Genomic DNA, 20,277 nt, shown 5'->3' with positions numbered 1-20,277 from the left:
GTGTCCATCGGCAACTCCCCTGAAGACGAGCGTCCGTTCGAAGATGATCGTGAAGAGACCCGTCCCTCGGTCGGCCGCGAGCTCCAGCAGGCGCGCATCGCGGCCGGACTGACCGTCGACGACGTCAGCAGCGCCACCCGGGTCCGCATCGCCATCGTGCACTCCATCGAGGCGGACGACTTCACGCCCTGTGGCGGTGACGTCTACGCCCGCGGTCACATCCGCACCCTGGCCAGGGCCGTCCACCTGGACCCCGCCCCCCTGCTCGCCCGCTTCGACGCCGACCACGGCGGGCGCCCGGCCCCCACGCCGGCGGCCCCGCTCTTCGAGGCGGAGCGCATCCGCCCCGAGCGGCGCGGACCCAACTGGACGGCGGCCATGGTCGCCGCGATCGTCGCGGTCGTCGGCTTCGTCGGTTTCACGGCGGTCAGGGGCGGCGACGACGGCGGGTCGAAGACGCAGGTCGCCGACGGGTCCAAGGCCGGGGCCGGCAAGTCCTCCACACCCACTCCGAAGAGCGCCAAGCCCACCGACCCGAAACCCGAACCGTCCGACAGCGCCATCGCCGCGGCGCCGCAGGACAAGGTCACCGTCCAGGTGAGCGCCGCCGACGGACGCAGCTGGATCTCCGCCAAGGACCACAACGGCCGGCTGCTGTTCGACGGTCTGCTCAAGCAGGGCCAGTCGAAGACCTTCCAGGACAGCGAGAAGGTCAACCTCATCCTCGGGGATGCCGGCGCCATCCAGCTGTACGTCAACGGCAAGAAGATCGAGGACGACTTCCAGCCCGGCGCCGTGGAGCGGCTCACCTACACGAAGGGTGACCCGCAGGTCGGCTGACCGGCCGGAGCGTAACGGTGCACACGGGGTTGGCCAAGATCGGCCAACCCCGTCGACATGGGCTGTCGGTGAGACAAAGTAGTCTTGAGCCCATGCCTGAACGCCGTACCGTCGCACTCGTCACTCTTGGCTGCGCCCGCAACGAGGTGGACTCGGAGGAGCTCGCAGGCCGCTTGGAGGCGGACGGCTGGGACCTCGTCGAGGACGCCGCGGACGCGGACGTAGCCGTCGTCAACACCTGCGGCTTCGTCGAGGCCGCCAAGAAGGACTCCGTCGACGCGCTCCTCGAGGCCAACGACCTCAAGGGGCACAACAGAACCCAGGCCGTCGTGGCGGTGGGGTGCATGGCCGAGCGGTACGGCAAGGAACTCGCCGAGGCCCTCCCCGAGGCCGACGGCGTGCTCGGCTTCGACGACTACGCGAACATCTCCGACCGCCTGCAGACCATCCTGAACGGCGGCATCCACGCCTCCCACACCCCGCGCGACCGGCGCAAGCTGCTGCCGATCAGTCCGGCCCAGCGGCAGGAGTCGGCCGCCGAGGTCGCCCTGCCCGGACACGGCCCCGCCGACCTCCCGGACGGCCTCGCCCCGGCCTCCGGCCCCCGTGCGCCCCTGCGCCGCCGACTGGACGGCGCCCCGGTCGCCTCGGTGAAGCTCGCCTCCGGCTGCGACCGCCGCTGCTCCTTCTGCGCCATCCCCTCCTTCCGCGGCTCCTTCATCTCCCGCCGCCCGAGCGACGTGCTGAACGAGACACGCTGGCTGGCCGAGCAGGGCGTCAAGGAGGTCATGCTGGTCTCCGAGAACAACACGTCCTACGGCAAGGACCTGGGCGACATCAGGCTCCTGGAGTCGCTCCTGCCCGAGCTCGCCGAGGTCGACGGCATCGAACGGGTGCGCGTCAGCTACCTCCAGCCCGCCGAGATGCGGCCCGGCCTCATCGACGTGCTGACCTCGACGCCGAAGGTCGTGCCCTACTTCGACCTGTCCTTCCAGCACTCCGCCCCCGACGTGCTGCGTGCGATGCGCCGCTTCGGGGACACCGACCGCTTCCTGGAGCTGCTCGACACCATCCGCGGCAAGGCCCCGCAGGCCGGCGTGCGGTCCAACTTCATCGTGGGCTTCCCCGGCGAGAGCGAGGCCGACTTGGCCGAGCTGGAGCGCTTCCTGACCGGCGCGCGACTGGACGCCATCGGCGTCTTCGGGTACTCCGACGAGGAGGGCACCGAAGCGGCGGGCTACGAGCACAAGCTGCACGAGGACGTCGTGGCGGAGCGGCTGGCCCGGGTCTCCCGGCTCGCCGAGGAACTCGTCTCGCAGCGCGCCGAGGAGCGCCTGGGGGAGACCGTTCACGTGCTCGTGGAGTCCGTGGACGACGAGGGCGTGTACGGCCGTGGCGAGCACCAGGCGCCGGAGACGGACGGCCAGGTGCTGCTCACGAGCGGCGAAGGTCTGAGTGTCGGCCGTATGGTCGAGGCGAAGGTGGTCGGTACGGAGGGTGTCGACCTGGTTGCCGAGCCCCTGCAGGGCTCGCTCGCGTGTAGTGAGGAGGCGGGCAGATGACCGGAGTACCGGCATCGGCGGGTGGCCCCTCCGGCGCGAACGGCGCGCCCGTGAGCCCGGGGCCGGCCCCCGCTGCCGTCTCCGGAGCCGTCGCACCGGGTGCCGTCGCCGGGGGAGCTGTCGCCCCGGGTGCCATGTCTCCGGAAGCTGTTTCCCCGGTCGCCTCGGGTGCTTCCGGGGCTCCTGGTGCCTCCGATGTCCCCGGTGCTTCCGGTGCTTCCGGTGCTTCCGGTGCTTCCGGTGTCCCCGGTGCTCCTGGTGCCTCCGGTGTCCCCGGTGCCGAGACGTCCGAGCCGGTCGCGGGGGCGCAGCCGGGCGGCGTGAAGTCCGCGCGGGGCGGGAAGATCGCCGCCGCGGCGGTCAACCAGGCCAGCGTCTGGAACGTCGCCAATCTTCTGACCATGCTCCGTCTGCTGCTCGTGCCCGGGTTCGTCGCCCTCATGCTGGCCGACGGCGGGTACGACCCGGCCTGGCGCTCGCTGGCCTGGGCCGCGTTCGCCGTCGCCATGATCACGGACCTGTTCGACGGGCATCTCGCCCGCACCTACAACCTCGTCACCGACTTCGGGAAGATCGCCGACCCCATCGCCGACAAGGCGATCATGGGGGCGGCGCTGATCTGTCTGTCAGGGCTCGGTGATCTGCCCTGGTGGGTGACGATCGTCATCCTCGGTCGGGAAGTCGGCATCACGCTCCTGCGTTTCCTCGTCATCCGGTACGGCGTCATCCCCGCGAGCCGCGGCGGCAAGCTCAAGACCCTCACGCAGGGCGTGGCCGTCGGGATGTACGTCCTGGCACTGACGGGATGGCTGGCCACCATGAGGTTCTGGGTGATGGCCGCGGCCGTCGTCCTGACCGTGGTGACCGGGCTCGACTATGTGAGACAGGCCATTGTGCTGCGGCGGCAGGGAATCGCCGAGCGCCAGGCCGCGCTGGAGGAGACGGAAGCGTGACTTCCCCGGCCACCCACCTGGTGCGACTACTCACGGTCAGAGGCGAGACGCTCGCTGTCGCCGAGTCGTTGACGGGCGGTCTGGTCGCGGCGGATCTCACGTCCGTCGCCGGGGCGTCCAAGGTTTTCCGGGGCTCGGTCACGGCGTACGCCACCGAGCTGAAGCACGAGCTGCTGGGCGTCGACGCCACCCTGCTGGCGGAGCGCGGGGCGGTCGATCCGCAGGTCGCGGCCCAGATGGCGGCCGGAGTGCGCAAGGCGCTCGGCGCGGACTGGGGTATCGCGACCACCGGCGTCGCCGGCCCGGAGCCGCAGGACGGCCAGCCCGTCGGTACGGTTTTCGTCGCCGTGGACGGGCCCACAGGCGCGGATTCCGGTTGCGCCGGTGGCGGAAAAGTCATGGCGCTGCGGTTGAACGGCGACCGCGCGGAAATTCGTATGGAGAGTGTACGCAGCGTACTCGCCCTGCTCCTGGAGCGGCTGGCGGGCGAACAGACCGGGAACGAGCGGGCACAGGATACGGAACAGAACGGGGGGTTTTGATGTTTGCAGCCCTGAGTGAACACGACATCGCTCCCCGCACGGCCGCGGCGCAAGGCGGTACGGTGGGGCGTGAAGGATGCGGCTACGCGGTCCGAGGAGGGAGCCACCGATGATTCTGCTCCGTCGCCTGCTGGGTGACGTGCTGCGTCGGCAGCGCCAGCGCCAGGGCCGTACTCTGCGCGAAGTCTCCTCGTCCGCCCGAGTCTCACTCGGCTATCTCTCCGAGGTGGAGCGGGGGCAGAAGGAGGCTTCTTCCGAGCTGCTCTCCGCCATCTGCGACGCGCTGGACGTACGGATGTCCGAGCTCATGCGAGAAGTGAGCGACGAGCTCGCCCTCGCCGAGCTGGCCCAGTCTGCTGCGGCCACCCCCGGTAAGCATGTGCCCGCCTCGGTCCGTCCGATGCTGGGTTCCGTTTCGGTGGCCGGCGTGCCACCGGAGCGGGTGACCATCAAGGCCCCCGCCGAGGCGGTCGACGTGGTCGCCGCGTGAGATCCGCGCGGGTGTGAGACCGACAGGGCGCTGATCGCGCCGAGTACGTGTGTGAGACCCCGGCCGGGGCTCCTCCGGGAAGATCCGGAGCACTGCGGTCGGGGTTTTCTGCTGCCCGGGCGCCGCTGTGGACCCGCGAGCCCGCACCTGGCCCGTTTGCCGGGCCGGGGTGCCGCGGTCATGGTGGAGGGGCGGACGTGCGCGGCGGGCCGGACCGGCCGGCGGTGCGAGCGTCCCTGACGACAGGGCGGCGCCGGTGCGCCCGTGTGCCGTCGGTGCGCCCTCCCGGCCGGTGAGCGTGGCGTTCTAGCGTCGGGCTGGAGGTGGCGGCCATGTCGGTGCGGGTGGTGCGCTGGGCCGCTGTGCTGGGACTCGGGGCGTTGTGGTGGTGGGCCGTGCTGCGGCTCACGCTGGCGCCCGGCGCGGGGGTGCTGGAAGGGGCCGTCGCGGCCGGGGGCTGGGGACTGAGCCTGCTGCCGGTGCACTGCGTGCCGAAGACGCGGGCCGACGGAGCCGTCGACACGCGGCGGTGGGCCGAGGCGTGGCGGGGAGCGGCCCGGCCTACCAGGGCATGGCCACCCCGCCGTTCGGACGCAGGATCTGGCCCGTCGTGAACGACGAGGCGTCGCAGGCCAAATACAACACGGCCTGGGCGATGTCCTCCGGTTCGCCGACCCGGCCCAGGGGCGACATGCGGGCCATCAGCGCCTCCGTGCGCGCCTGCGCCTCGCCCTCGTGGCGGTCGGTCATGGGCGTACGTGTCCAGCCCGGCGCGACCGCGTTGACGCGGATGCCGTGGCGGCCGACCTCGGTCGCCAGCGTCCTGGTCAGCTGGACGACGGCCGCCTTGGTCACGCCGTAGCAGAGCAGGCCGGCGCCGCCGGTGTCGACGGCGCCCGAGGCCATGGTGACGATGCTGCCCCGGGTGCCGCGGGCGAGCATCAGCCGCGCGGCCTCCTGGCAGGCGTACAGCACGCCCTTGAAGTTGACGCTCCAGACCCGTTCCAGGTCCTCGTCGTGGGTGTCCAGGACCGGGCTGCTGTGCATGATCCCCGCGATCGCGGCCATCACGTCCAGGCTGCCGCAGGACGCGACGGCCTGCTGGAGCCGCGCGCGGTCGGTGACGTCGAGGGGGTGGGTGTGGGCGGACCCGCCCCGGTCCTTGATCAGCGCCGCCGTCCCGTCCAGGCCCCGCGGGTCCAAGTCGGCGCAGTGCACGGTGGCGCCCGCCTCGGCGAGCAGCAGCGCCGAGGCGCGGCCGATACCGCCGGCGGCGCCGGTGACGAAGGCGGTGCGTCCGGTGAGGTCGTACGCGCTCACGGCCATGAGGGGACGGTACGAGGCTTTCTGACGGTCCGTCAATTGGCTGTACGGCGGGACATTCTCCTGGATGCGGAGGCGCTCGGTACCGGGCCGGCCTGGCAGCGGGGACACCAGTAGGTGGGGCGTTCGCGGGAGCCGTCGCCCTGGTCGGCGACGCGGACGGAGGTGCGGCAGCGCAGACAGGGGCGAGGCGCGCGGCCGTACACGAACAGGTCCTGGCCGCGGCGGCCCGTCGTGCTGCGAACCGGGCGTTCCCGGTTGGCGTCCAGGAGCTTCTTGGCGAGCGCGGGCAGCTTGGCGGCGCGCTCCGCCGGCAGCGCGCCGACGGGGAGCCACGGGGTGACGCCGAGCAGGAAGCAGAGTTCGCTCTTGTACACGTTGCCGATGCCGGCGAGGTTGCGCTGGTCGAGCAGGGCCTCGCCGAGGGAGCGGGCGGGATCGGCGAGCAGGTTGCGCAGGGCGCGGTCCGGGTCCCAGTCCGGGCCGAGGAGGTCGGGGCCCAGGTGGCCTACGGCGTGGTGCTCGTCCGCCGTGCGCAGCAGTTCGAGTACCGGCAGGCGGTAGCCGACGGCCGTGCGGTCGGCGGTGCCCAGGATCGCGCGGATCTGGTGGGCCGGGCCGCCCACCCAGCGCTGGCCCTCCGCGAACACCTTCCAGGCGCCGTCCATCCGCAGATGCGAGTGGAGCGTCAGGCCGCCCTCCACGCGGGTGAGGAGATGCTTGCCGCGGGGGGTGACGTCCAGGACGGTACGACCGGTGAGGTCGGCCGTGGCGAACCTGGGCACCCGGAGATCGCTCCGCGTCAGCACCTCTCCCGCGAGCGCGGTGTGCAGCCGCTTCGCCGCCTGCCAGACCGTGTCACCTTCGGGCATGGGTCAAGGGTGGCACGGGTGAGTGCGTGGGGGCCGGGTGGCCGTGCACCAGGTGGGGAGGGGCGGGCTGCCGTGGGGGCTCCGGCTGTGGGTGGGCGACCGTGGGGGGCTCCGGCTGTGGGTGGGCGAGCGTTGGGGAGTCCGGCTGTGGGTGGGCGACCGTGGAGAAGTTCGGCTGTGGGTGGGCCACCGTGGAGGAGTCCCCGTGCGGGTGGGCGGTGTCGAGGGGTCATGCGCGGAGTCGCAGGCCGCGTGGGGTGGCGATGAAGCCCGCTGCTTCCAGGACGGTGCCGATGGGGGAGGTGAGGGCGGAGGCGCCGTTGACGCGCTCCACCGTGACCGTGCCCAGGGAACCCGCGCGGGCCGCCGCGGCGAGGGCCTCCGCCGCCGCACGCAGACGCGCGTCGTCGGAGGGTGTGCCGTCCGGGTCGCAGGGCCAGGCCAGCACTGTCCTGCCCCCGCGCTCCATGTAGAGCGTCAGCTCGCCCTCCACCAGGACGACCAGTGAACCGGCCTTCCGGCCGGCCTTGTGTCCCGCGCCGGTCGGCGGCTCCGGCCAGGGGAGGGCCGCGCCGTAGGCGTTCGCCGGGTCGGCCGCGGCGAGGACGACCGCCTGAGGGGTCGCGGGAGCCTGGGTACGGCCGCCGAAGGCGTGGGCGAAGCCGGGATTGCCGCGCGGACCGGAGCCGTCGACGGCTCCGGGTCCGTGGCCGTCGACGGCACCAGGGCCGCCACCGGGGTTCGTGGCATCCAGGGGGCCCAGCTCGGCGGCCCAGTGGAAGTCGGGTGAGTCGAAGTCGGACGGGTTGAAGTCGGACGGGTCGAGAGGCTGGACGGAGTTCGGGGTGCCGGTGCCGGTGGTGGTCCCGGTGCCGGGGTTGGTGCCCGTCCGGGTGGTGGTCGCGGTGGCGGAGCCGAAGCCGCCGGGGGCGCCGGTCCAGCCGGTGGAGTCGGCGGGACCGGGGGCGGGGAGGGGCGCGCCGCGGTCGCGGGCGTTCGCCACCGCGCGGAGCCGGTCCACTGCCCCGTCCATGGCGAACTGCGCGGCGCCGAGACCTTCCACCACGTAGCCGCGCCGCGCCTGGCCGCTGTCCTCGAAGGCGGAGAGAATGCGGTAGACCGCCGAGAAGCCGCCCTCGACGCCCTCCGCGGAGACGGCTCCCCGGGTCACCACTCCGTGCCGGTCGAGCAGGGTGCGGGCCAGCGCGTGGGCCCGCACGGTGGGATCGGCCTCGCGTCCCGGCAGCAGCGACCACCGGCCCGCGACGGTCGGCGGACCACCGCGGGACACGGGGCGCGCGGCGGCCGTCAGCGAGCCGTAGCGCCCGCGTGGGGCAGCGCGTTTGGCACGGTGGGCGGTGGAGCCCGCGGTGCGGCCCGAGCCGAGCAGGGCCCGCATCGGGGTGAGCGTGTCGTTGGTGAGCCGCCCGGACCAGGCCAGGTCCCAGAGGGCATCGGCCAGTTGGGGATCGGTGGCGTCGGGGTGGGTGGTGCCGCGGACCTGGTCGGCGATCTGACGGAAGAACAGGCCGTAGCCGCCGGTGAGGGTGTCCAGGACGGACTGGTGCAGCGCCGTCAGCTCCAGGGGGTGCGGTGGCGGCAGGAGCAGGGGGGCCGCGTCCGCCAGGTACAGGGAGATCCAGCCGTCCTTGCCGGGCAGAGCGCCCGCTCCGGCCCACACCACCTCGCCGGCGGCGGTGAGTTCGTCGAGCATCGAGGGCGTGTACGAGGCCACGCGGGACGGCAGGACGAGCCTCTCCAGCGCGGACGCGGGCACGGACGCGCCCTGCAACTGCTCAACGGCCCGCACCAGTCCGTCGGTTCCCCGCAGGCCGTGCCCCTTGCCGACGTGCTGCCACTGGGGAAGGAACTGGGCGAGCGCGGCCGGCGGCACCGGCTCCAGTTCGTGGCGCAGGGCGGCGAGGGAGCGTCGGCGCAGGCGGCGCAGGACCGTCGCGTCGCACCACTCCTGGCCGATGCCCGCCGGGTGGAACTCGCCCTGCACGACCCGGCCCCCCGCGGCCAGGCGCTGCAACGCGCCCTCGGTGACCGCCACTCCGAGCCCGAAGCGGGCCGCGGCGGCGGCCGACGTGAACGGGCCGTGGGTGCGGGCGTAGCGCGCGAGGAGGTCGCCCAGCGGGTCCTTGACGGGTTCCGTGAAGGCTTCCGGGACGCCGACCGGCAGTGCCGTGCCCAGGGCGTCGCGCAGGCGTCCCGCGTCCTCGATCGCCGCCCAGTGGGCGGCGCCGGCGACACGGACCGGGATCGCGCGGCGGGCCGCGGCCAACTCCCTTGCCCACTGCGGCTCGGCGCCCCGCTCGGCCAGCTCGGCGTCGGTCAGCGGGCCGAGCATCCGCAGCAGGTCGGCGACCCCTTCGGCGTCCTTGGCGCGCCGGTCCTCGGTGAGCCACCGCAGCTCGCGCTCCAGCTCGGCCAGCACCTCGGCGTCGAGCAGCTCGCGCAGCTCCGCCTGGCCGAGCAGCTCGGCCAGCAGCCGCGAGTCCAGCGAGAGCGCGGCAGCGCGGCGCTCGGCGAGCGGGGAGTCCCCCTCGTACAGGAACTGGGCGACGTACCCGAAGAGGAGGGAACGGGCGAAGGGGGACGGTTCGGGGGTGGTGACCTCGACGAGACGCACCTTGCGGGATTCGAGGTCACCCATCAGCTCGACCAGCCCGGGCACGTCGAACACGTCCTGGAGGCACTCGCGGACGGCCTCCAGGACGATCGGGAACGACCCGAACTCGCTCGCCACCTGGAGCAACTGGGACGCGCGCTGGCGCTGCTGCCACAGCGGGGTGCGCTTGCCCGGGTTGCGGCGCGGCAGCAGCAGCGCGCGGGCGGCGCACTCACGGAAGCGGGACGCGAAGAGCGCGGAGCTGCCCACCTGGTCGGTGACGACCTGGTTGACCTCGCCCTTGTCGAAGACGACGTCGGCGGCGCCCACCGGTGCCTGGTCGGCGTCGTACTCGGTGCCGGCCCTCATGGGTTCCTGGTCGAGGAGGTCGAGGCTCATCAGGTCGGCGTCGGGCAGACGCAGCACGATGCCGTCGTCGGCGTGCATGACCTGCGCGTCCATGCCGTACCGCTCGGAGAGCTTGGCTCCGAGGGCCAGTGCCCACGGGGCGTGCACCTGGGCGCCGAAGGGCGAGTGCACGACGACCCGCCAGTCGCCGAGCTCGTCGCGGAAGCGCTCCACGACGATCGTGCGGTCGTCCGGGACGTGACCGCACGCCGCACGCTGTTCGTCGAGATAGGACAGGACGTTGTCCGTGGCCCACGCGTCCAGGCCCGCGGCGAGAAGACGCAGGCGGGCGTCCTCCTTGGGCAGCGAGCCGACCTCGCGCAGGAACGCGCCCACCGCGCGGCCCAGTTCGAGCGGACGGCCCAGCTGGTCGCCCTTCCAGAATGGGAGCCGGCCCGGTACGCCCGGGGCCGGGGAGACGAGGACGCGGTCGCGGGTGATGTCCTCGATGCGCCACGAGCTGGTGCCGAGCGTGAACACGTCGCCCACACGGGACTCGTAGACCATCTCCTCGTCCAGCTCGCCGACCCGGCCGCCGCCCTTCTTCGGGTCGGAACCGGCGAGGAACACCCCGAAGAGGCCGCGGTCGGGGATCGTGCCCCCGGAGGTGACGGCCAGGCGCTGGGCGCCGGGGCGGCCGGTGACCGTGCCGGTGACGCGGTCCCACACCACGCGCGGGCGCAGCTCCGCGAAGGCGTCCGAGGGATAGCGGCCCGCGAGCATGTCGAGGACCGCCGTGAACGCCGACTCCGGGAGCGAGGCGAAGGGGGCGGCGCGGCGGACCGCGGCGAGCAGGTCGTCGACCTGCCAGGTGTCCAGCGCCGTCATCGCGACGATCTGCTGGGCCAGGACGTCCAGGGGGTTGGCGGGCACTCTCAGGGACTCGATGGAGCCGGTGCGCATCCGCTCGGTGACGACCGCCGCCTGGACGAGGTCGCCGCGGTACTTCGGGAACACCACACCCGTGGAGACGGCGCCGACCTGGTGGCCCGCGCGCCCCACGCGCTGCAGGCCGGAGGCGACCGAGGGCGGGGACTCGACCTGGATGACGAGGTCCACGGCGCCCATGTCGATGCCCAGTTCGAGGCTGGAGGTGGCGACCACGGCGGGCAGGCGGCCCGCCTTGAGGTCCTCCTCCACCAGGGCGCGCTGTTCCTTGGACACCGAGCCGTGGTGCGCGCGGGCGATGACGGTCGGTGCGCCCTGCGCGGCCCCGGAGCCGCCCATGAGTTCGGCGGGCGCGTGATGTTCGGCCAGGGACTCGCCGGTGGCCCGCTCGTACGCGATCTCGTTGAGCCGGTTGCACAGCCGCTCCGCGAGGCGGCGCGAGTTGGCGAACACGATCGTGGAGCGGTGGGCCTGGACCAGGTCGGTGATCCGCTCCTCGACGTGCGGCCAGATCGAGGGCCTCTCCGCGCCCTCGGAGCCGTCGGCGACCGGGGAGCCGCCGAGTTCCGCCAGGTCCTCGACGGGGACGACGACCGACAGGTCGAACTCCTTGTCCGACTTCGGCTGGACGATCTCCACCTTGCGCCGGGGCGAGAGATAGCGGGCGACCTCGTCGACCGGGCGGACGGTCGCGGAGAGGCCGATGCGGCGGGCCGGCTTCGGCAGGAGCTCGTCCAGCCGCTCCAGGGACAGGGCCAGGTGGGCGCCGCGCTTGGTGCCGGCCACCGCGTGCACCTCGTCCAGGATGACCGTCTCGATGCCCGTGAGCGCGTCACGCGTGGCGGAGGTCAGCATCAGGAACAGGGACTCGGGAGTGGTGATCAGGATGTCCGGCGGGCGGGTGGCCAGGGCGCGGCGCTCGGCCGGGGGAGTGTCTCCGGAGCGGATGCCGACCTTGACCTCGGGCTCGGGCAGGCCCAGACGCGTCGACTCCTGGCGGATACCGGTCAGCGGACTGCGCAGGTTGCGCTCGACGTCCACGGCCAGGGCCTTCAGCGGCGAGACGTACAGGACGCGGCAGCGCTTCCTCGGGTCGGCCGGCGGGGGTGTCGAGGCCAGCTGGTCGAGCGCGGCGAGGAAGGCCGCCAGGGTCTTGCCGGAGCCGGTGGGGGCCACCACCAGCACGTCCGAGCCCGCGCCGATGGCCTGCCACGCGCCGGCCTGGGCCGCGGTGGGCGCGGAGAAGGCCCCCGTGAACCAGCCACGGGTCGCGGGGGAGAAGCCGTCGAGGGCTCGGTGTGTGGAGCTGGGCATGCGTCCATCCTGCACCCAGGCACTGACAATGGCTGTGACCTGCGAAGATGAGTCGGATGTCCGGGGGCTGTCGTGCCGAGTGCCCCGTCCGGCCGTCCGGCCGGAGGGTGCGTGGCGGAGAATCGACTCCATGGCGGGGTCGGGCACCGAGCGGGCGCGGCACTGGCAGTACGCGGAACTGCCAGGTGTCGATCTGCTGCGGGCCCGGTACGTCCGCAAGACGTTCGTACGCCACACCCACGAGAACTTCGTGATCGCCGCCATCGCCGACGGCGTCGAGGTCTTCCACCACCGCGGTGCCGACCAGTACGCCGGAGCGGGAGCCCTCGCACTGGTCAACCCGGACACCCCGCACACGGGCCGGGCCGGTGTCCCCGAAGGCTGGCGGTACGGCGCCGTGTACCCCTCACCGGAGGTCGTGGCCGAGATCGCGGCCGGGACCACCGCGATCCGGGGCACTCCGGGATTCGTCCGTCCGGTGCTCGACGATCCGTACACGGTGAGCCTGGTTCATCAGGTGTTGCGGGCCGCCGACGAGGGCAACGCGCTGGCCGCCGACACCCTCCTGCGGGTGGCCGTGACCCGGCTCCTCCGGCTGAACGGCGGGCTGCTCCCCCGTCGGGACGTGCGGACCGCCGGGGCCCGGACCGCGGCCCGCGCGCGTGCCGTGCTGGAGGAGCGGATGGCCGAGCCACCGGCCCTGGACGCGCTCGCCGCCGGTCTCGGCACGAGCCCGTTCGCCTTGCTGCGGGCCTTCCGGGACGCCTACGGCATGCCCCCGCACACCTGGCTGACGGATGCCCGGGTACGGCGGGCGAGGCGGCTGCTGGACGCGGGGACGACGCCGGCGGATGCCGCCGTCATGGTGGGGTTCACCGACCAGCCGCACCTCAACCGCCACTTCTCCCGGATCGTCGGCGTGCCGCCGGGGTCCTATCAGCGCGAGCGCAAGAACGTACAAGACACGCGCGGCCGGCTCCTCCTACCGTCGGACGCGTGGCAGAACAGACAGCTCCCCCCGACACCCGCCCCGGCGACGGAGGACGACCGGACGCGGCCGTCGTACGCGACGCCCTCGGAGTCGGAGTCGCCGTAGGACTGTCCGGATTCGCGTTCGGAGTGACCTCGGCGGGCAGCGGGCTCACGCTGCTCCAGACGTGCGCGCTCAGCCTCCTGGTGTTCACCGGCGCGTCCCAGTTCGCGCTGGTGGGAGCGCTCGCGGCCGGCGGCGGCCCGCTCACCGCGGCCGCGGGTGCGTTCTTCCTGGGCGTGCGCAACGCCTTCTACGGGCTGCGCCTGTCGCAGTTGCTGGCGCTCCCGCGCGCGGTGCGCCCCTTCGCCGCCCAGTGGGTCATCGACGAGACGACGGCGGTCGCGCTCGCGCAGACCGACCGGCGCGGCACGCGGCTCGGGTTCGCCGTGACGGGACTCAGCCTGTACGTGCTGTGGAACCTCACCACGCTGCTCGGTGCCCTGGGCGCCGAAGCCATCGGGGACACGGCCACCTGGGGCCTCGACGCGGCCGGTCCCGCCGTGTTCCTGGCCCTGCTCGCGCCGATGCTGAAGTCCCGTACCGAGCGGGCCGTCGCCTGCCTCGCCGTGCTCCTGGGACTGGGCCTGCTGCCCGCCCTGCCCGCCGGAGTGCCCGTCCTGGCGGCCGCGCTCGCCGCGCCGGCGGTCCTCTGGGCGCAGGGGTCCCGCGCGCGCGGGACCCCTGCACAGGACGACGAGGGCACGGACGGCCGACGGGACGCGGCACGCCGTGGACGGGGTGTACGGCGCCTCGGGTCGGATGCCCGGCGCCCCGGACCGGATGCCCCGCGCCCCGGACCGGATGCCCCGCGCCCCGGACCGGATGCCCCGGGCCATGGACCGGAGGAAGAGCGTTGAACACCTGGATCGCCATCGGGGCGACCGCCCTCGGTTGCTACCTCGTCAAACTCGCCGGACTCCTCGTGCCCGCGGGTGCCCTGGAACGGCCGCTCGTCCGGCGGCTCGCCGCTCTGCTGCCGGTGGCCCTGCTCGCCGCGCTCACGGCCCAGCAGACCTTCGCCGACGGGCGCACCCTGGTGCTCGACGCCCGGGCCGCCGGACTCGCCGCGGCCGCCGTGGCGCTGCTGCTGCGCGCCCCCTTCCTGGTCGTCGTCGCGGTCGCGGTGGTGGTGACGGCCGGCTTGCGCGCCCTCATGGGCTGAGCCCCCGGGCTGGTCGCGCTACCCGGGCAGGGCGGGCCCTTCGCCCCACGCGGCCGGCTTCCGCTCCGGTCGGGCGGGGATCCGGCCGGTCAGCCCAGGAAGCGGCCGTGTGCCCGCAGGGTGTGCAGGGCGTCGATCGTCACCATGGGGCGTGCTTCCAGGGCGGTGCCCGGCGCCCACTGGCGCCGGCGGATCGGCCAGCCGCCGTCCTCCTGCTGCTGGTTCGCGAGGTGGTCCAGGGAGCGCGTCATCTCCTCGTCGGTGAACCACGCGCGCGCGAGAGAGCTCGGCCTGCGCGCGTAGTCGTGCGGGAAGTGGTGCTCGCCGGGGGCGTAACCGGGTGCGACCGGATACGCGTCGAGCCGGTCCACTTCCAGCACCACGAGGCGGTGTTCGCGCACCATCCGGCCCAGACGGTCGGCGACCGCCTCCGCGCGCGGGCGGTCGGGAGCGGAGTCGAGGAAGGACACGGCGGCCTCGATCTCGTACGGATGGGACCGTTCCAGGCGCTCGATGGCCTGCCAGCAGAAGTCCGTGGCACGAAACAGCCAGGCGTGCCAGACCTCGTTGCGGTGCAGCAGTCCGACCACCGGCCCGGTGGCGAGGAGGTCGCTCGGCGGATCGTCCACGATCGGCAGGAAGGGAGCCGCCGGATATCCCCGCTGGCTGGGATGGATCGCGGGCAGCGCGCCGTCCGGCGTGGACACGGAGGTCAGATACCGGCACACGCGCTCCACGCGCTGTCCGCCGCAACGCCCGACGGCGTCCAGGATCCGCAGGGCCCGAGCGGTGTGCAGCGGCTGGCTGACCGGGCCGCGCAGGTCCGGCTCCAGGGCATGGCCGTACCCGCCGTCCTCGTTGCGATGGGCGTCCAGCGCGGTCTCCACCGGATCGGCGCCGGCGTTCAGGAAGTGGTATGCGAACAGCCGCTGCTCCAGCACGCGCGCGGTGAGCCAGACGAAGTGCTCGGCGAGGGAGAGCGGAGAGCGCGCCGCGGGCGTCTGGGGGAGTGGGGAAGCTCCTGATTCGGCCATGCGTCAGACCGTAGGGCGGAAAGCGGTCTCGGCAAGGGGTCCCCGGGCAGGCCCACTCTCAGGGGCGGGATACTGGACGCATGCGGTTGACGGTCTTCTGGCAGCGGATGGCGGAGCACTTCGGTGCCGGGTACGCCGACACCTTCGCGCGTGACCACGTGATGACGGAGCTGGGCGGGCGCACGGTGAACGAGGCGCTGGACGCGGGCTGGGAGGCGAAGGACGTGTGGCGGGTGGTCTGCACGGCCATGAACGTTCCGGGTGAGAAGCGCTGACCGGTAACGAAGATCGCATGAGGGGAACTGATTGTCGGTCCCGTGGGCGAGACTTGCTCCGTGGCACCCACTGACGACACCGGGCAGACAGCCCCGCCCGCATCCCCGTCCGGCACGACACCGCCCACCCGGCCCCCGGCCGAAGGCGCCGCCGCGCCGAACACGCGCATGCCGCGCTGGCTGCCGCGCGCCATGGTGCTGGCGCTCTCCCTCATCGCCGTCTTCCAGCTGGGCAGTTGGGCCTTTCACCAGCTCACCGGCCTGCTGATCAACATCCTCATCGCGTTCTTCCTGGCCCTCGCCATCGAGCCCGCGGTGAGCTGGATGGCCTCGCGCGGCCTGCGCCGGGGGCTCGCCACCGGCCTCGTCTTCCTCGCGGTGATGATCGCGGCCGCGGGCTTCGTGACGTTGCTGGGCTCCATGCTCGCCGGCCAGATCATCAAGATCGTCGAGGATTTCCCGGACTATCTCGACTCCGTCATCAACTGGATCAACACCCATTTCCACACCGAGTTGAGACGGGTCGACGTCCAGGAGGGGGTGCTGCGCTCCGACTGGCTGCGCAACTACGTGCGGAACAGCGCCACCGGCGTCCTGGACGTCTCCGCCCAGGTCCTCGGGGGGCTCTTCCAGCTGCTGACGATCACGCTGTTCTCGTTCTACTTCGCCGCGGACGGTCCGCGGCTGCGCAGGGCGATCTGCTCCGTCCTGCCGCCCGCGAAGCAGGTCGAGGTACTGCGCGCGTGGGAGATCGCCGTCAACAAGACCGGCGGCTACCTGTACTCGCGCGGTCTGATGGCGCTCGTCTCCGGGGTGGCGCACTACATCCTGCTCGAGGCCCTCGGCGTGCCCTACGCGCCCGTCCTCGCCGTCTGGGTGGGCCTGGTGTCGCAGTTCATCCCGACCATCGGCACGTATCTCGCGGGCGCGCTGCCCATGCTCATCGCCTTCACCGTCGACCCCTGGTACGCGCTGTGGGTACTGGTCTTCGTAGTGGTCTACCAGCAGTTCGAGAACTACGTCCTGCAGCCCAAGCTCACCTCGAAAACCGTCGACATCCACCCCGCGGTCGCCTTCGGCTCGGTCATCGCCGGCACCGCCCTGCTCGGCGCCGTCGGCGCGCTGGTCGCCATCCCGGCGGTCGCCACGCTCCAGGCGTTCCTGGCGGCGTACGTGAAGCGCTACGAGATCACCGACGATCCCCGTGTGCACGGACACCGCAGACGCACCTCGGGTCCCAGCCCGCTCGCCCGCGCGCGACAGCTGTGGCAACGGCGAACCGCTCCCCAGGACACCGGAACGGAGCCCGGGTCCGGGCCGAAGGACCCGGGAACGGACGCCCGACCGGGAACCGGGAACCCCGAGGACGACTGATCCGGCCGGTGCGCCCGCGGTGGCGCTCCCACGCCGGCGGGCGTGAGGGCGGTTCGCCGACGGTGGGTGCGCGCGGCCCGCAGCCCGACGCCCGGGCGGCCGTGTACCGGTCGGCGACACGCGAGTGGCCGAGGCCGCACGCGCGTGGTCAAGGCGAAGGGCCCGATGGGCGAGTGGTCAATACGTGAGTACGGCCCACACTCCCGCCCCGATGACAGCGGCCGCGCAGCATCCGACCGCCGCTGCCACGATCCGGCGTCGGACCGTCTCCGTCCAGGAAGTGCGGGACAGCAGCCAGGCCAGTGCGGGCAGAACCAGGACGGCGTGCAGGCTGACCCCGTGCAGCGGCTTGAGCGCGGCGGTCGAGTGGTAGGCCGCCTCCTGGTGGCCGCTACGGGTGAGCACGACACCGCGCGCGATCATCGCCGCGCCCGAGGCCAGCGCGACGAGCAGGATCGCGAACCCCGACCGCACCGCGAGTGCCATCCCCGCGGGGCCCGTCGGCCGGTTCCGGAACGAGGCGACGGCGAGCGCGGTGAGCAGGACCACGAGGACGCCACCGCCCACGGCGAGCGTCATGGACACCGCTGTGTCGAAGGGCGTCTCCATGTCGAGGTGCGAGGGCACCCCGCGCCACGCCTGCAGGGTGATGCCGCCGACCTCCACCACGCAGTCGGCGGCGAACACCGCGAGGAGCAGCGCACGCGGCCTCGGCCTCATCCGCAGATACGACGTGACCCAGGTGACGGCGATCAGCGTCACCCCGAAGGACAGCCCGAACGTCACCGGCTTGCGCCAGGAGACGGGCCCGTCCCAGGGGCCGCCGTCCACCGCGAACACCACCAGGTGCACGAGACCGGAGAGGATCAGCAGAAGGCCGGTCGCGTGACAGAGGCGCGACACGGATGCCGTCGCCGCTCCGGGCGGTGCGGGTGTCACGGCGGAGCGGTCCGTCGCGACGGCAGCCGATGTGGTCCGCGCCGGCGGGACGGGAAGGGCGGTGGTCCTCTCGTTCTCCATGGTGAGAGCCTCCCGGGAACCCCCGCTGCCGTCGTCGTCCGGCCGGAGGCACCCGCCCTACGCCGCCGGGAGTAGAGGGGCGCCGGGCGACGTGACGCCGGGGATCAGGTTCGTTGTCGGACCGCGGACGTAGTCTCGGAAGTGCCGCGTGGTGCGCTTGACACGAAATTCGAACATCCATTCTTATGGAGGCTCCGGCAGGGCTCCGGCAAGGCTCCCGGTGGGCGTTTCGCCACGGTTTCGCCGGAGCTGCGCCCGGGTTATCCACAGGCCGGACGGTCGTCGGGGCCCATTGTCAGTGGCAGGCGTTAGCGTCTTTGACGTGAAGCGATCGACTCAAGCAAATCGGGTGGAACCCATGGCAGGAACCGACCGCGAGAAGGCCCTGGACGCCGCACTCGCACAGATTGAACGGCAGTTCGGCAAGGGCGCCGTGATGCGCCTCGGCGAGCGGCCGAACGAACCCATCGAGGTCATCCCCACCGGGTCGACCGCACTTGACGTCGCCCTCGGGGTCGGCGGCCTGCCGCGCGGCCGGGTGGTGGAGGTGTACGGCCCGGAGTCCTCCGGCAAGACGACGCTGACGCTGCACGCCGTGGCGAACGCGCAGAAGGCCGGCGGCCAGGTGGCCTTCGTGGACGCGGAGCACGCACTCGACCCCGAGTACGCGAAGAAGCTCGGTGTCGACATCGACAACCTCATCCTGTCCCAGCCGGACAACGGCGAGCAGGCGCTGGAGATCGTGGACATGCTGGTCCGCTCCGGCGCGCTGGACCTCATCGTCATCGACTCCGTGGCCGCGCTCGTCCCGCGGGCCGAGATCGAGGGCGAGATGGGCGACAGCCACGTCGGTCTTCAGGCCCGTCTGATGAGCCAGGCGCTGCGGAAGATCACCAGTGCGCTCAACCAGTCCAAGACCACGGCGATCTTCATCAACCAGCTCCGCGAGAAGATCGGTGTGATGTTCGGCTCGCCGGAGACCACGACCGGTGGCCGGGCGCTGAAGTTCTACGCCTCGGTGCGACTCGACATCCGCCGCATCGAGACGCTGAAGGACGGCACGGACGCGGTCGGCAACCGCACCCGCGTCAAGGTCGTCAAGAACAAGGTCGCCCCGCCCTTCAAACAGGCCGAGTTCGACATCCTCTACGGGCACGGCATCAGCCGCGAGGGCGGCCTGATCGACATGGGCGTGGAGAACGGCTTCGTCCGCAAGGCGGGCGCCTGGTACACGTACGAGGGCGACCAGCTCGGCCAGGGCAAGGAGAACGCCCGCAACTTCCTGAAGGACAACCCCGACCTGGCCAACGAGATCGAGAAGAAGATCAAGGAGAAGCTGGGCGTCGGCGTGCGACCGCAGGAACCGGCGGCCGAGCCGGGCACCGACGCGGCGGTCTCCACCCCCGCGGACGACGCCACGAAGACGGTGCCTGCCCCGGCCTCGGCGGCGGCCAAGACGGCCAAGACCAAGGCCGCGGCGGCCAAGAGCTGATCCGTGACACGGCGAACCGACTGGGCCGAGTACACCGCCTACCCGGGTGATCCGCAGCAGCGGGGGAGCGAAGCCGACGAGGGCTTCGCCCGGGGCGGCGACGGCCGACCGGACGGCGGCTTGAGCCGCGGTGAAGAGGCCGACCGGCACCGGGACGAGGACGCCGGTCGGTACCACGGTGACGAGGTGTCCGATCCCTACCCCCGCGCGGGGGCGGGTGGAGGCGATCGGCTCCGTGGCGACCGCGGGTCACGCGGTGCGGGCGGCTCACGTGGTGGGCGTGGGCGCCGGCGGCGTGGTTCCGGCGAACCGTCCGGTGAGGACGGAGGCCCCTCCTTCTCGTCGAGGGCCGAGAAGGGGGAGCCCCCAGCGGACCCGGTGGAGCAGGCGCGGGCGATCTGTCTGCGCCTGCTCACCGGGACCCCGCGCACGCGGAAGCAACTTGCGGACGCGCTCCGCAAGCGGGAGATCCCCGAGGACGCGGCCGAGCAGGTGCTCTCGCGGTTCGAGGAGGTCGGCCTGATCAACGACGGCGCGTTCGCGGACGCCTGGGTAGAGTCCCGGCACCATCACCGGGGACTGGCCAGGCGGGCGCTCGCGCAGGAACTGCGGACCAAGGGCGTCGACTCCACGCTGATCGACGTGGCCGTCTCGCAGCTCGATCCCGAGCAGGAGGAGGCGACCGCGCGTGAGCTCGTCGCCCGCAAACTGCGTTCCACCCGGGGCCTCGACCGGGACAAGAGGCTGCGCCGCCTCGCCGGCATGCTCGCCCGCAAGGGCTACTCCGAGGGCCTGGCCCTGCGCGTGGTCCGGCAGGCACTGGATCAGGAGGGTGAGAACACGGAGGACTTCACAGACGGAGGGTTCTGACCCGGCTCAGCTCCCAGCAGCCGGGAATCCAGCAGGAGTTGGAACCGGAGCAGGGCCGGTCCGGAGTGGGAGCGAAGCCGGCTCCGAGCCGAAGCCCGGCTCCAGCCCTGAGCCCGGCTCCAAGCTGAAACCCGGCTCCGAGCCGAAGCCCGGCTCCGAGCCTGAGCTGGCGGCGCCGTCCCCCGACGGCAGCCGTTCTACCCTCCCGCGC

The 20,277-nt window shown here is 72.7% G+C and carries 18 protein-coding genes; 13 read left to right on the top strand and 5 right to left on the bottom strand.

Annotated features, from left to right (window positions below):
• The 6 genes from AC07AZ_RS03605 to AC07AZ_RS03580 all read left to right on the top strand — a co-directional run bounded on the left by AC07AZ_RS03605 (position 1) and on the right by AC07AZ_RS03580 (position 5,001).
• Positions 1–840, top strand: a complete 840-nt coding sequence (locus tag AC07AZ_RS03605) for a helix-turn-helix domain-containing protein (RefSeq protein ID WP_478843369.1) — start codon at positions 1–3, stop codon at positions 838–840.
• A 92-nt stretch (positions 841–932) separates the two neighbouring features.
• Positions 933–2,402 carry a 30S ribosomal protein S12 methylthiotransferase RimO gene (gene rimO / locus AC07AZ_RS03600; protein WP_478843367.1) on the top strand — a complete coding sequence of 490 codons (1,470 nt, stop codon included), beginning with the start codon at positions 933–935 and terminating at the stop codon, positions 2,400–2,402.
• Positions 2,399–3,355: a CDP-diacylglycerol--glycerol-3-phosphate 3-phosphatidyltransferase gene (gene pgsA / locus AC07AZ_RS03595; RefSeq protein WP_478843365.1), complete on the top strand. Its 957-nt coding sequence runs from the start codon at positions 2,399–2,401 to the stop codon at positions 3,353–3,355. The genes rimO and pgsA overlap by 4 nt, the downstream gene beginning before the upstream one ends.
• Entirely contained in the window at positions 3,352–3,897 is a 546-nt protein-coding gene (locus AC07AZ_RS03590; RefSeq protein ID WP_478843363.1) for a CinA family protein, read from the top strand. The genes pgsA and AC07AZ_RS03590 overlap by 4 nt, the downstream gene beginning before the upstream one ends.
• 109 nt (positions 3,898–4,006) lie before the next feature.
• Positions 4,007–4,387: a helix-turn-helix domain-containing protein gene (locus AC07AZ_RS03585; protein WP_478843361.1), complete on the top strand. Its 381-nt coding sequence runs from the start codon at positions 4,007–4,009 to the stop codon at positions 4,385–4,387.
• 332 nt (positions 4,388–4,719) lie between these two features.
• Complete coding sequence (locus AC07AZ_RS03580; RefSeq protein WP_478843359.1) at positions 4,720–5,001, top strand: hypothetical protein; 282 nt, start codon at positions 4,720–4,722, stop codon at positions 4,999–5,001.
• Here AC07AZ_RS03580 and AC07AZ_RS03575 read toward each other — a convergent pair.
• From AC07AZ_RS03575 to AC07AZ_RS03565, 3 genes are all read right to left on the bottom strand, one after another.
• The gene (locus tag AC07AZ_RS03575) at positions 4,949–5,713 is read right to left on the bottom strand and encodes an SDR family NAD(P)-dependent oxidoreductase (RefSeq protein WP_478843357.1); all 765 of its coding nucleotides are present in this window, start codon (positions 5,711–5,713) and stop codon (positions 4,949–4,951) included. The genes AC07AZ_RS03580 and AC07AZ_RS03575 overlap by 53 nt on opposite strands.
• A 32-nt stretch (positions 5,714–5,745) precedes the next feature.
• Positions 5,746–6,582: an Fpg/Nei family DNA glycosylase gene (locus tag AC07AZ_RS03570; protein ID WP_478843355.1), complete on the bottom strand. Its 837-nt coding sequence runs from the start codon at positions 6,580–6,582 to the stop codon at positions 5,746–5,748.
• 229 nt (positions 6,583–6,811) lie between these two features.
• Entirely contained in the window at positions 6,812–11,806 is a 4,995-nt protein-coding gene (locus AC07AZ_RS03565) for an ATP-dependent helicase (RefSeq protein ID WP_478843353.1), read from the bottom strand.
• A gap of 130 nt (positions 11,807–11,936) precedes the next feature.
• On the opposite strand from AC07AZ_RS03565, the gene AC07AZ_RS03560 reads away from it, so the two are divergent.
• From AC07AZ_RS03560 to AC07AZ_RS03550, 3 genes are read left to right on the top strand one after another with little or no spacing between them, the layout of a single operon-like run.
• A complete protein-coding gene (locus AC07AZ_RS03560) occupies positions 11,937–12,902 on the top strand; it encodes an AraC family transcriptional regulator (protein WP_478843351.1) in 966 nt (321 codons plus the stop codon).
• Positions 12,803–13,696 (top strand): AzlC family ABC transporter permease, encoded by an 894-nt coding sequence (locus AC07AZ_RS03555; RefSeq protein WP_478843349.1) that lies wholly within the window; start codon positions 12,803–12,805, stop codon positions 13,694–13,696. Before AC07AZ_RS03560 ends, AC07AZ_RS03555 begins: the two co-directional genes overlap by 100 nt.
• On the top strand, positions 13,693–14,001 hold the full coding sequence (locus AC07AZ_RS03550) for an AzlD domain-containing protein (protein ID WP_478843347.1): 309 nt from the start codon (positions 13,693–13,695) through the stop codon (positions 13,999–14,001). The genes AC07AZ_RS03555 and AC07AZ_RS03550 overlap by 4 nt, the downstream gene beginning before the upstream one ends.
• An 89-nt stretch (positions 14,002–14,090) precedes the next feature.
• Here AC07AZ_RS03550 and AC07AZ_RS03545 read toward each other — a convergent pair whose 3' ends face one another.
• Positions 14,091–15,035, bottom strand: coding sequence for a hypothetical protein (locus AC07AZ_RS03545; protein ID WP_478843345.1), 945 nt, complete (start codon positions 15,033–15,035; stop codon positions 14,091–14,093).
• A gap of 80 nt (positions 15,036–15,115) precedes the next feature.
• Between AC07AZ_RS03545 and AC07AZ_RS03540 the strand changes: the two genes are divergently transcribed.
• Together AC07AZ_RS03540 and AC07AZ_RS03535 are read left to right on the top strand one after the other, a co-directional pair.
• On the top strand, positions 15,116–15,310 hold the full coding sequence (locus AC07AZ_RS03540) for a DUF3046 domain-containing protein (RefSeq protein ID WP_478843343.1): 195 nt from the start codon (positions 15,116–15,118) through the stop codon (positions 15,308–15,310).
• A 60-nt stretch (positions 15,311–15,370) separates the two neighbouring features.
• Positions 15,371–16,684, top strand: coding sequence for an AI-2E family transporter (locus AC07AZ_RS03535; protein WP_478843342.1), 1,314 nt, complete (start codon positions 15,371–15,373; stop codon positions 16,682–16,684).
• Between the two features lie 177 nt (positions 16,685–16,861).
• Here AC07AZ_RS03535 and AC07AZ_RS03530 read toward each other — a convergent pair whose 3' ends face one another.
• Positions 16,862–17,704, bottom strand: a complete 843-nt coding sequence (locus AC07AZ_RS03530; RefSeq protein ID WP_478843340.1) for a hypothetical protein — start codon at positions 17,702–17,704, stop codon at positions 16,862–16,864.
• A 358-nt stretch (positions 17,705–18,062) separates the two neighbouring features.
• Between AC07AZ_RS03530 and recA the strand changes: the two genes are divergently transcribed.
• Together recA and recX are read left to right on the top strand one after the other, a co-directional pair.
• Positions 18,063–19,196, top strand: coding sequence for a recombinase RecA (recA, locus tag AC07AZ_RS03525; RefSeq protein WP_478843338.1), 1,134 nt, complete (start codon positions 18,063–18,065; stop codon positions 19,194–19,196).
• Between the two features lie 3 nt (positions 19,197–19,199).
• The gene (gene recX / locus AC07AZ_RS03520) at positions 19,200–20,066 is read left to right on the top strand and encodes a recombination regulator RecX (protein WP_478843335.1); all 867 of its coding nucleotides are present in this window, start codon (positions 19,200–19,202) and stop codon (positions 20,064–20,066) included.
• Positions 20,067–20,277: the final 211 nt, after the last annotated feature.

This window comes from Streptomyces sp. NPDC043878 (assembly GCF_056435735.1).
The sequence above is the reverse complement of the archived record's forward strand: the minus strand, read 5'-3'. Positions and strand labels throughout refer to the sequence as shown.